Genomic DNA, 10332 nt, shown 5'->3' with positions numbered 1-10332 from the left:
GCGGCCGGCCGCGCGGCTCAGCCCCCTCGTCGCCACGCTCGGGAGCATAGCCAGGGCCGACGTCCCGGGCCGGGGCACCCGCGGTGGAGGTCGCCGGGCCCCGGCGTGGCGCGGCGGGCGCGCGGGCGTCAGCCGGTGACGCGCCGCAGGAACTCGCGGGTCCGCTCGCGCCGGGGGTCGCCGAGCACCTGGTGGGCGGGGCCGCGCTCGTGCACCTGGCCGGCGTGCAGGAAGCACACCTCGTCCGCCACCTCGCGCGCGAAGCCCATCTCGTGCGTGGCGAGCAGCATCGTCATGCCGCTCCTCTTGAGATCCGCGAGCAGCTCGAGCACCTCGCCGACGAGCTCGGGGTCGAGCGCGCTCGTCACCTCGTCGAGCAGCAGGATCGCCGGCTCCATGACGAGCGCGCGCGCGATCGCGACCCGCTGCTGCTCGCCGCCGGACAGCTGGTCGGGGAACGCGTCGGCCTTGCGGGCCAGGCCCACGCGGTCGAGCGCCGTCCGGGCGCGCTCCTCCGCCTCGGCGCGGGGCGTGCGCCGGACGAGCCGCGGGGCGAGCGTGAGGTTGTCCAGCACCCGCCGGTGCGGGAACAGGTTGTACGACTGGAAGACCATGCCGATGCGCGCGCGGGCCGCGTCGGCGTCGAGGCGCGGGTCCGTGATGTCCCGGCCCTCCAGCTCGATGACGCCGTCGTCGACGTCCTCGAGCAGGTCGATGCAGCGCAGCAGCGTGGACTTGCCGGAGCCGGACGCGCCGATGAGCGCGACGACCTGGTGGCGGTGCACGTCGAGCGAGACGTCGTCGAGCACGACGTGCGCGCCGAACGCCTTGCGCACCGCCTGCACGGACAGCAGCGGGGCGGCGTCGTCGCGCGCCGCGTCGGGCACCTGGGGCAGCCCCCGCCCGAGGCGCGCGGGTCGGGCAGGCGGCCGGGGCTCACCGGGCCGCACCCCCGCCCGTCGCGGCGCTCTGCGCGCCGAGCCAGCCGGAGCGCCGGGCGAGGGCGTCGGTGAGCCGCGTGAGCGGGATCGTCAGCGCGACGAACAGCAGGCCGGCGACGACGTACGGCGTGAAGTTCGCGTAGCGCGCGGTCTCGATCTGCGCCGCCCGGACGGCGTCGATGGCACCCAGGATCGAGATGAGCCCGGAGTCCTTCGACAGCGCGACGAGGTCGTTGAGCAGCGGCGGCACGACGCGCCGGACCGCCTGGGGGAGCACGACGTGCCGCAGCGACTGCCCGCGCGAGAGCCCGAGGGCCCGCGCGGCGGCGACCTGGGACGGGTGGACCGATTCGATGCCCGCGCGGAACACCTCGGCGACGTACGCGGAGTACGTGAGCACGAGCGCCAGCCCGCCGAGCACGACCGCGGACGTGGGCACGCCGGTCAGCCGCAGCCCCGGCAGGCCGAAGCCGACCAGGAGCAGGACGAGGATGAGCGGCAGCCCCCGGAACACGTCGACGTACGCCGTCGCGAGCGCGCGCACCGGGAAGAACACGGGACCGGGCAGGGTCCGGGCGAGCGCCAGCAGCAGCGCGACGACGACGATGACGACCGCGCTCACGGCCATCACGCGGACGTTGAGCCAGAGCCCGTCGAGCACCGCCGGCAGCGACGCCCGCGCGACCTCGGGGTCGAGGAACGACGCCTTGACGCGCGGCCACCCCGGCGAGCTGACGAGCCCCGCGACCGCGACGGCGGCCAGCGCGACCGTCGAGACGGCGGCCACGGCGAACGACCGGCGGGTGCGGCCGCGCCGGTAGGCGTCCCGCTCCTGCTGGCGCTCGGACGGGCGCCAGGCCGACGCGCCGGGGACCGCGCTGGTGGCCGGGTCCGTCGTCACCGGGACGGTCCGCTCGGCGCGGTCAGGAGAGGACCGGCGCGCCGGCGGCGGCGGTGAGCCAGGTCTTCTCGAGGTCGGCGAGCGTCCCGTCCTCGCGCAGCGCGTCGACGGCGCCCGAGACGGCGGGCGTCAGCGCGCTGCCGAGCGGCAGGACGAGGCCGAACTGGTCGCCGCCCGCGCTGTCCGGGAGCTGCCCGAGGAGGACGCCGTCCTCCAGCTCGGCCGCGGTGATGTAGAGCGCGGTCGGCAGGTCCACGACGACGGCGTCGACGAGGCCGGAGGTCAGCGCCTGCTTGACCTGGTCGTTGTCGTTGAACACCTGCACCGGCTTCGAGGGGTCGATGATCTCCTGCGCCGCGGTGAGGCTCGTCGTCCCCACCATCGCGCCGATCGTGACGCCCCGGAGGTCGGCCAGGGACGCCGCCTTCTCGGCCTTCGACCCGCCGACGGTGACGACCGCCTGGGCCGTCGCGTAGTACGGCGACGAGAAGTCGATGTTCTTGCGGCGCTCGTCGCTGATCGACACCTGGTTGATCGCGACGTCCCACTGCTTGGCGCCGGGCGCGATGATCTGGTCGAAGCTCGCCACCGCCCAGGACACGTGGTCGGCGTCGAAGCCCAGCTCCTCGGCGACCGCGTACGCGACGGCGGCCTCGAAGCCCTCGCCCTTGCTCGGGTCGTCGCCGACGACCCAGGGCTCGTACGCCGGGTTGGACGTCGCGACCGTCAGGTAGCCCTCGGAGACCGTCGCGAGCGCGCCCGACGCGGTGGGGGAGGGCGTCGCCTGCTCGTCCTGCGGCGCACACGCCGCGAGCGCCAGGGCGGCCGTGAGGGCGAGGGCGGCGAGGCGTGCGCGCATGGTGGGCTCCGTGGTTCGCGGGGGCGGCGACGAGCGGGGGCGCGTCGCCCGGCCGGCGCCGACCGTGCGCCGGGCGGGGACCCGTGCGACGGTCGTGCGTGGTGGCTGCGGGGACAAGGTACCCACGCGCGGGGGCGGCGGACGAGGGGAACCCCCTCGGACGGCCGGGCGTTTCACCAGGTGGTCCGTCCGGGGCCGCACGACGAGGAGGAGGGCGCCGTCCCATGGGGCACCAGCACTACAACGGGGTCAAGACCGCGGCGCTGTTCGGCGCTCTCTGGGCGGTCCTGCTCGGCCTCGGGTACCTGCTGGGTGGCGGCCAGCCGCGCTGGATCCTCGTCTTCGCCGGGCTGGGCCTGGTGATGACGTTCTACTCGTACTGGAACTCCGACAAGATCGCGATCCGCGCGATGCACGCCCGGCCGGTCAGCGAGATCGAGCAGCCGGCGATGTACCGGATCGTGCGCGAGCTCTCGACCGAGGCCCGCCAGCCGATGCCGCGGCTGTACGTGTCGCCGACGGCCGCCCCCAACGCGTTCGCGACCGGCCGCAACCCGGGCAACGCCGCCGTGTGCTGCACCGAGGGGATCCTGCAGCTGCTCGACGAGCGCGAGCTGCGCGGCGTCCTCGGCCACGAGCTCATGCACGTCTACAACCGGGACATCCTCACGTCGTCGGTCGCCGCCGCCGTGGCGGGCGTCATCACCTCGCTGGCGCAGATCGCGCTGTTCTTCGGCGGGGGCGACCGCCGCGAGGGCGGCAACCCGCTGGCCGGCCTCCTCCTCGCCCTGCTCGCGCCCCTCGCGGCGACGATGATCCAGCTCGCCATCAGCCGGACGCGCGAGTTCGACGCCGACGAGGACGGCGCCCGCCTCACCCGCGACCCGCTGGCCCTCGCCTCCGCGCTGCGCAAGCTCGAGCTCGGCACGCGCGCGCGGCCCTTGCCCCAGGACCGCGAGCTCGTCGACGTCTCGCACCTGATGATCGCCAACCCGTTCCGCGGCGAGGGGCTGGCCCGGCTGTTCGCGACGCACCCGCCGATGGGCGAGCGCATCACGCGCCTGGAGGCCCAGGCCGCGCGCGACGCCTGACGGGTGCGGCGCGGCTGCCGCTGCGGCACCATGGCGGGCAGGACCCCCGGCTCGGCCACTGGAGGCCGCTCGTGAGCGTTGCTGCGTCGTCCACCGCGTCGCTGCGTGGCGCCCGCCGCACGGGTCGCGCGCGGCGCCCTCTCGCCGTGCTCGCGGTCGCCGCGGTGCTCGGCGGCGCCGTGGTCGCGCCCGCGCTCGCGGACCCGTTCCCTGTCGACGAGCCGTTCACGGGGTCGGCGTTCGAGGACCCCGCGTGGGTGCTGCCCGCGCCCGGGACGAACAGCGCCACGCTCACGGGTGACGCCCTGCGCCTCACCGAGTCCGGCACGGGGTTCGCCGTGGGCAACGCGACCCTCGCCGACCCGTTCCGCTCCGACGTCGCCTTCACCGCCTCCTTCGACCTCGCCGTCTGGGGCGGTGGCTTCGAGGGCGACGCCATGACGTTCTTCCTGCAGGACGCGTCGGTGGCGCCGGAGCTCGGCGGGGCGGGGGGATCGGGCGGCTACCAGGCGATGGGCGGCGCCTACCTCGCGATCGGCTTCGACAGCGCCGGCAACTTCTCCGCGGACTCGGTGTTCCCGAACGACCCCGGCAGCGTCGTGCTCCGGGGAGCCGCGGGCCTGCCGGCGCCGCTGGAGAGCTGGCCCGTGCTGGCGGTGGGCAAGACGTCCGACGGCTCGGTGCACGCCGAGCCGTCGCAGCCGCGGCACGTGGAGATCGCGGTCGAGCCCGCGCCGGACCGCTCGATCCTCGTCACGGTGCGGGCGAGCGAGCCGGGAGGCGCGAACCTGACGACGATCTGGGACCGGGTGGACGTCCGGACGCTCAACCCGGCGCGCGGTCAGCCGGCCGTGCCCGAGCGCCTGCAGCTGGGCTTCAGCGCCTCGACCGGCGGTGCGACCGCCACCCACGAGGTCACGGCGCTCGTCGCGACGGCCGCCGCCGATCTCGCGCTGGCCAAGTCGGGGCCCGCGAGCGTCGAGCCGGGCGGCGACGTCACCTGGACGCTGGACGTCACGAACGACGCGACGAACCCGGTCGAGGGCGCGCTCGTCTCCGACACGCTCCCCGCCGGGGCGACGGACGTGACGTGGTCGTGCACCGCGACCACCGGGTCGTCGTGCAGCGATGCGTCCGGCACCGCCGCGCAGTGGCCGACGCTCGACCTCGAGCGGGGCGGCGGCGCCACGATCGAGGTGACCGCCGTCGTGCCCGACGCGCTCGCGGGCGTCCTGCTGACGAACACCGCGACGGTGACGGCGCCCGCCGACCGCACCGAGACGTCGCTCGGCGACAACACCGGCAGCACCACCACGCAGGTGCTCGAACCGCCGGACCTCGCCGTCACGGCAGCGCTCGTCGGGACGTCGCCGGTCGCGCGCGGGTCGACCGGCGCCTGGACGGTGCAGGTCAGCAACGTCGGTCGCGGCGACGCGCCGGCGTCCGAGGTCGAGGTCGTCCTCCCGGAGGTGCTCGACCCGGCCTCGGTGGCGCTCCCGAGCGGGTGCACGCTCGACGTGCGGACCGTCACGTGCGACCTGGGAGCGCTGGCCGCCGGTGCGGGCCCCGTCACCCTGACGCTGGCGGGCGGGCTCACCGGTGACGCGCGCGCCTGCCTGGACGAGGGCGCCCCGCTGACGGCCACGGCGTCGACGTCCCGGCGGGAGCTCGTCACCGACAACAACGTCGCGACGGTCGACGCGGCGTGCACGCTGCCGGTCGACGTGTCGCTCCGCAAGACCGGCCCGAGCCAGGCGCACGTCGGCGACGAGGTGACGTGGACGGTGCGCGCGGCAAACGCGGGCCCGTCCCCCGCCCTGGGGACCACCGTGACCGACACGCTGCCGGCCGGGGCCACGGACGCGCGGTGGACCTGCCGCGTGTCGGACGGCGCCCCCTGCTCGCCGGCGAGCGGCACGGGCGACGTCGTCACGACCGCGGACATCCCGGCCGGCGGCGAGGCCGTCGTCACGGTGACGGCCACGGCCGGGGCTCCCGGCTCGTTGTCCAACGCGGCGACGGTCGTCGTGTGCGAGGGCTGCACCGACGCCTCGACCGTCGACGACGCGGCGTCGTCGACGGTCCGGGTGCTGGCGGCCGCCGGCCCGACCCCCGGGCCCACCGAGCCGCCCTCGTCCCCCGAGGACGGGCTCGCTCTGACCGGCTCACCCGTCGCGGGGCTCCTCGGCGTGGCCGTCGCGGCGCTCGTGGGCGGCGTCGCGCTCGTGGTGGGCGCGTCCCGACGAGGACGGCTCCGGCGGCCGCAGCGGTCCTCGGCGGGTGTCAGCGGTAGTTGACGAACTGCAGCGCCGCGTCGACGTCGGCGCCCTTGAGCAGCGCGATGGCGGCCTGCAGGTCGTCGCGGCTCTTGCTCGTCACGCGGAGCTCGTCGCCCTGGATCTGCGTCTTGACGCTCTTCGGGCCCTCGTCGCGCACGATCTTCGCCAGCTGCTTGGCGACCTCGGAGGACAGGCCCTCCTTGATGGAGGCGGCGAGGCGGTACTCCTTGCCGGACGGCTTGGGCTCGCCGTCGCCGGTGTCCAGCGACTTGAGCGAGATGCCGCGCTTGATGAGCTTCGACTGGAACACGTCCAGCACGGCGAGGACCCGCTCCGCGGAGTTGGCGACCATGAGGACGGACTCGCCCGACCACGCGATCGACGCGCCGACGCCCTTGAAGTCGTAGCGCTGGGCGATCTCCTTCGCGGCCTGGTTGAGCGCGTTGTCGACCTCCTGCCGGTCGACCTTGCTGACGACGTCGAACGACGAGTCGCTCGCCATGGATGTCCCCCTCGGGCTCGTGCGCTGGTGGGATGAGCAGCCGTTTCGCTCCGGCCGCCCTGCTGTTGCTATCCTTCCACGCGCTGGCCGCGCAGGTCGCGGCGAGCACCACCCCGGCGGGTTACCCGAGTGGCCAAAGGGGGCTGACTGTAAATCAGCTGGCATCGCCTACGGGGGTTCGAATCCCTCACCCGCCACGCCGGAGCTCGAGCGCGGGGCGTCCCACCAGGACGCCCCGCGTTCGTCGTCTCGGGGCTCGTGCGCGGCGTCCGGGTGCGGCGCGGACGAGGCGTCAGCGCGCCGACGACGCCCTGACCTGCGCCGACGCCGCACGGAGGACCGCGCGCCGGGGGTGTGACGGACGCGATTTCGCTGCCGGTGCCCGCGTCTTGTAACCTGGTGCGCGCTGCCCCGATAGCTCAGTCGGCAGAGCGTCTCCATGGTAAGGAGAAGGTCAAGGGTTCGATTCCCTTTCGGGGCTCTGTGGTGTGTCCGTCGTCCGCGTGCCGTGCACGCGTCCCCGGGCCCATCGAGGCGGGGTAGCTCAGTTGGTGAGAGCGCACGACTCATAATCGTGAGGTCGCGGGTTCGAGTCCCGCTCCCGCTACCGCATCAGGAACGAAGGTGGCGCGTCGGCCGGCGCGCTCGCGACAGCATCAGGCGCCCGGGCGCGAGAGGTGGCAACAACCATGGCCAGCAAGAGCGCGGACGTCCGCCCGAAGATCACGCTCGCGTGCACGGAGTGCAAGGAGCGGAACTACATCACGAAGAAGAACCGTCGGAACGACCCCGACCGTCTCGAGATGAAGAAGTTCTGCCCGCGCGACAACCGCCACACGCTGCACCGCGAGACCCGCTGACCCAGCGGTCGTCCGGCGCATGCCCGTCGACACGAGCTATGCGGGGCGGCAGTACGCCCCGACCGCGGCCTACGACGTCGCCCGCGTGAAGATCGCTGAGTTCGCCTCGGCCGTCGGAGCCACGCACCCCTCGCACACGGACCCCGAAGCCGCCCGGGCGCTGGGGTACCCCGACGTCGTGGCGCCCCCGACCTTCGCGGTCGTGGTGGCGCAGCGCGCCGAGGCGCAGCTGTTCGAGGACCCGGTGGCGGGGATCGACTTCAGCCGCGTCGTCCACGCCGACGAGCGGTTCACCCACCACCGGCCGATCCACGCCGGTGACCGGCTGGTCACCGTGCTGCACGTCGACTCGATCGTCGAGCGCGCCGGGCTGGCGATGATCACGACGCGCTGCGAGATCGCGGCGGAGGACGGCGAGGCCGTCGCGACCGTCCTGTCGACCCTCGCGGTGCGGGGGGAGGGCTGATGGCCCCGGCGCTCGCGGAGCTCACGGTCGGCGACGTCGTCGCCCGGCGCGAGGTCGTCGTCGACCGCGCGCGGCTCGTCCGGTACGCCGGCGCGTCCGGCGACTTCAACCCGATCCACTGGAACGAGCGCGTCGCCACCGCCGTCGGTCTGCCCGGCGTCATCGCGCACGGCATGTGGACCATGGGCGCCGCCGTCGGGCCCGTCGTCGACTGGGCCGGCGACCCCGGTGCCGTCGTGGACTACCAGGTGCGCTTCACGCGCCCGATCCCCGTGCCGGACCCCGGCGCGGCGACCGTCGAGGTCGTCGCGACCGTCGGCGCGCTGGACGCGGACGCCGGCACCGCGCGCATCGACCTCACCGTGACGGTGGACGGCGTGCGCGTGCTCGGCAAGGCCCAGGCGGTCGTCCGGCTCTCCTGAGCCCGACGCCCCGCGCGGCGTCGGCCGGGCGTCAGGCCGGGGGCGGCCCGGTCGTCGTCCCGACGCGCAGCCGCACCGGCAGGTCCCGCTGCTCGGGCTCACCGCCGGCCAGCAGGCTCTCGACGAGGAGCCCGACCGTCTCGCCCTTCTCGGTCAGCGGCTGCACCGCGGTGGTGAGCACGTCGGGCGCGAGCCAGGGCAGGTCCAGGCCGTCGAACCCGGCCACCGAGACGTCCTGCGGAACGGCCAGCCCGAGCTCGCGGGCGGCGATCACCACGCCGGCGGCGAGCAGGTCGGACTGGCACACGACGGCGGTCGGACGGTCGGGCCCCGACAGCAGCGCCCGTCCGGCGGCAGCGCCGTGCTCGACGAGCGACGCGGGCGTCTCGTAGACGGCGACCGGCTCGACGCCGGCGTCGGCCAGGCCGGCGAGGCGCCGGCGCGTGATCTCCCACACGATCCCGTCGACGCGCGCGGCGTCCGCCACGCCCTCGCCGCGGGAGCGGTCGAACGGCAGCGTGACGCAGGCGATCCGCGTGTGGCCGAGCTCGACGAGGTGGCGGGTGACCTCCGCCATCCCCGCGCGGTCGTCGATGCCGACCGACGCGACACCGGGCAGGTGCTGCCCCTCGACCACCACGACGGGGATCGCGCGTCGCCGTAGCGTGACGAGCTCCGGGTCGTCGGCCGTGACCCCCCACAGGAGCACCGCGACGTCCATCGCGGCCGACTCGAGCAGCGGGTCCACCGCCGAGGTCGGGTCGTCGCCGAGCCCCGGCACGAGGAGGACGCCGAGGTCCTGCGGCCCGAGCGTCGTGACGAGGCCGTCGAGCACCTGCGTGGTGACCGGGTCGCGGAACGCGCGCGCGAGCGCGTCGCCGACGACGACGCCGACGATGCCCGAGCGTCCGCGGCGCAGCTGGCGGCCGAGCGGGTTGGGGCCGGCGTAGCCGAGCTCGGTCGCCGCGTCGAGCACGCGCTGGCGCGTCTCGGCGGCGATGGGTCCGGCGCCGGAGAACGCGAGCGAGGCGGTGGAGACGGACACCGACGCCTGGGCCGCGACGTCGGCGAGGGTCACGCGGTTGCTCGCCAGAGGGCACCTCCGGGTCGGGGCGGCCGGTCGGGGGAGAGACGGCCGAGCGGTTCTCGCGGCGGTGCGTCGCCGCATGTTTGACGCAGCGGTCAGCGTACCCGCACAATCGTCGCCGTCCTCAAAACGATTCGATGCCGTGCCGTCCGGTCCGCGATCGAATCGTTTCGAGGGTCCTCCACCTGCCGGGACGCCCGCCCGTCGTCGTCCCGCCCACGCCTCGCCGCTCCAGCCTCCGAGAGGACGCCGTGCCCAGCGCCGCCCCGCGCGTGCCCCGCCCCCGCCCGCCCGCCGACCACGCCCTCGCGTTGGCGCCCGCCCCGCCCGCACCCGCCGCCGTCACGCGGGCGCGGGTGCTGCTCCTCGGGCTGTTCGGCCTGACGGGCATCACCTTCTCGAGCTGGCTCGCCCGCATCCCGACGGTGCGCGACCTGCTGGACCTGTCGACCGCCCAGCTCGGCGCCATGCTGCTCGTCGGCTCGCTGGGCGCGCTCGTGACCGTGAGCGTCGCGGGCGTGGTCGTCCAGCGGTACGGCAGCCGACGCTCGCTCGTCGCGTCGACCGCGGTGCTCGCCGTCGGCTACGTCCTCATGGGGATCGGCCCCACGGTGGGCTCGGCGGCGCTCCTCGCGGCGGGCGTCTTCCTCAACGGCATCGCCATCCCGCTGGGCAACCTGCCGATCAACGTCGAGTCGGCGCGCATCGAGCGGGCGATGGGCCGGACCGTGATCCCGCAGTTCCACGCGGCCTTCTCGATCGGCGCCGTCACCGGCTCGGGCATCGGGGCCGCGGCCTCGCACGCGTCGGTGCCCCTGACCGTGCAGTTCTCCGCGATCGCGGCGCTCGTGGTCGTCTGGCGGCTCGCCTCGCTGCGCGGGGTCGTGCTCGCGACGACGCCGGACGAGCACGCACGCGCGGCTG

11 protein-coding genes and 3 tRNA genes are annotated in these 10332 nt (G+C 75.1%); 9 read left to right on the top strand and 5 right to left on the bottom strand.

Features of this window, described 5'->3' with window-relative positions; translation table 11 throughout:
• Positions 1-128: 128 nt before the first annotated feature.
• From HGCM_RS00885 to HGCM_RS00875, 3 genes are read right to left on the bottom strand one after another with little or no spacing between them, the layout of a single operon-like run.
• The gene (locus HGCM_RS00885; RefSeq protein ID WP_370906337.1) at positions 129-896 is read right to left on the bottom strand and encodes an amino acid ABC transporter ATP-binding protein; all 768 of its coding nucleotides are present in this window, start codon (positions 894-896) and stop codon (positions 129-131) included.
• Positions 897-936: 40 nt separating this feature from the next.
• The gene (locus tag HGCM_RS00880) at positions 937-1842 is read right to left on the bottom strand and encodes an amino acid ABC transporter permease (protein WP_019135012.1); all 906 of its coding nucleotides are present in this window, start codon (positions 1840-1842) and stop codon (positions 937-939) included.
• 22 nt (positions 1843-1864) lie between these two features.
• Positions 1865-2701 carry an ABC transporter substrate-binding protein gene (locus tag HGCM_RS00875; protein WP_019135011.1) on the bottom strand — a complete coding sequence of 279 codons (837 nt, stop codon included), beginning with the start codon at positions 2699-2701 and terminating at the stop codon, positions 1865-1867.
• A 224-nt stretch (positions 2702-2925) separates the two neighbouring features.
• Between HGCM_RS00875 and htpX the strand changes: the two genes are divergently transcribed.
• Positions 2926-3792: a zinc metalloprotease HtpX gene (gene htpX / locus HGCM_RS00870; RefSeq protein ID WP_019135010.1), complete on the top strand. Its 867-nt coding sequence runs from the start codon at positions 2926-2928 to the stop codon at positions 3790-3792.
• Positions 3793-3863: 71 nt separating this feature from the next.
• Complete coding sequence (locus HGCM_RS00865; RefSeq protein WP_147572548.1) at positions 3864-6089, top strand: lectin-like domain-containing protein; 2226 nt, start codon at positions 3864-3866, stop codon at positions 6087-6089.
• On the opposite strand, the gene HGCM_RS19535 is transcribed toward HGCM_RS00865, so the two are convergent.
• Entirely contained in the window at positions 6076-6573 is a 498-nt protein-coding gene (locus tag HGCM_RS19535; RefSeq protein ID WP_019135008.1) for a YajQ family cyclic di-GMP-binding protein, read from the bottom strand. The genes HGCM_RS00865 and HGCM_RS19535 overlap by 14 nt on opposite strands.
• 115 nt (positions 6574-6688) lie before the next feature.
• Between HGCM_RS19535 and HGCM_RS00855 the strand changes: the two genes are divergently transcribed.
• From HGCM_RS00855 to HGCM_RS00830, 6 genes are all read left to right on the top strand, one after another.
• A tRNA-Tyr gene (locus HGCM_RS00855) sits at positions 6689-6770 on the top strand.
• Positions 6771-6981: 211 nt separating this feature from the next.
• Positions 6982-7054: transfer RNA gene (locus tag HGCM_RS00850), tRNA-Thr, on the top strand.
• Positions 7055-7106: 52 nt separating this feature from the next.
• Positions 7107-7180 (top strand) — tRNA-Met (locus tag HGCM_RS00845).
• Between the two features lie 82 nt (positions 7181-7262).
• Positions 7263-7433: a 50S ribosomal protein L33 gene (gene rpmG, locus HGCM_RS00840; RefSeq protein ID WP_019135007.1), complete on the top strand. Its 171-nt coding sequence runs from the start codon at positions 7263-7265 to the stop codon at positions 7431-7433.
• Positions 7434-7452: 19 nt separating this feature from the next.
• Entirely contained in the window at positions 7453-7899 is a 447-nt protein-coding gene (locus HGCM_RS00835) for an FAS1-like dehydratase domain-containing protein (RefSeq protein WP_019135006.1), read from the top strand.
• Positions 7899-8321, top strand: coding sequence for a MaoC family dehydratase (locus HGCM_RS00830; RefSeq protein ID WP_019135005.1), 423 nt, complete (start codon positions 7899-7901; stop codon positions 8319-8321). The genes HGCM_RS00835 and HGCM_RS00830 overlap by 1 nt, the downstream gene beginning before the upstream one ends.
• A gap of 31 nt (positions 8322-8352) precedes the next feature.
• Here HGCM_RS00830 and HGCM_RS00825 read toward each other — a convergent pair whose 3' ends face one another.
• Positions 8353-9399: a LacI family DNA-binding transcriptional regulator gene (locus HGCM_RS00825; protein ID WP_019135004.1), complete on the bottom strand. Its 1047-nt coding sequence runs from the start codon at positions 9397-9399 to the stop codon at positions 8353-8355.
• Positions 9400-9659: 260 nt separating this feature from the next.
• Between HGCM_RS00825 and HGCM_RS19530 the strand changes: the two genes are divergently transcribed.
• Positions 9660-10332: MFS transporter (locus tag HGCM_RS19530; RefSeq protein WP_019135003.1), on the top strand; the 673-nt coding region annotated here is incomplete at its 3' end.

The sequence above is a fragment of the Cellulomonas massiliensis JC225 genome (genome assembly GCF_000312005.1).
GTDB classification, from domain to species: domain Bacteria; phylum Actinomycetota; class Actinomycetes; order Actinomycetales; family Cellulomonadaceae; genus Cellulomonas; species Cellulomonas massiliensis.
Note: the sequence above shows the minus strand (reverse complement) of the source record. Positions and strands in the feature narration are given on the sequence as shown.

Bases quoted from the DNA above. Each gene is read 5' to 3' on its own strand.
- HGCM_RS00875 (WP_019135011.1), bottom strand. From the start codon at position 2,701: ATGCGCGCACGCCTCGCCGCCCTCGCCCTCACGGCCGCCCTGGCGCTC.
- htpX (WP_019135010.1), top strand. From the start codon at position 2,926: ATGGGGCACCAGCACTACAACGGGGTCAAGACCGCGGCGCTGTTCGGC.
- HGCM_RS19535 (WP_019135008.1), bottom strand. From the start codon at position 6,573: ATGGCGAGCGACTCGTCGTTCGACGTCGTCAGCAAGGTCGACCGGCAG.
- rpmG (WP_019135007.1), top strand. From the start codon at position 7,263: ATGGCCAGCAAGAGCGCGGACGTCCGCCCGAAGATCACGCTCGCGTGC.
- HGCM_RS00835 (WP_019135006.1), top strand. From the start codon at position 7,453: ATGCCCGTCGACACGAGCTATGCGGGGCGGCAGTACGCCCCGACCGCG.
- HGCM_RS00830 (WP_019135005.1), top strand. From the start codon at position 7,899: ATGGCCCCGGCGCTCGCGGAGCTCACGGTCGGCGACGTCGTCGCCCGG.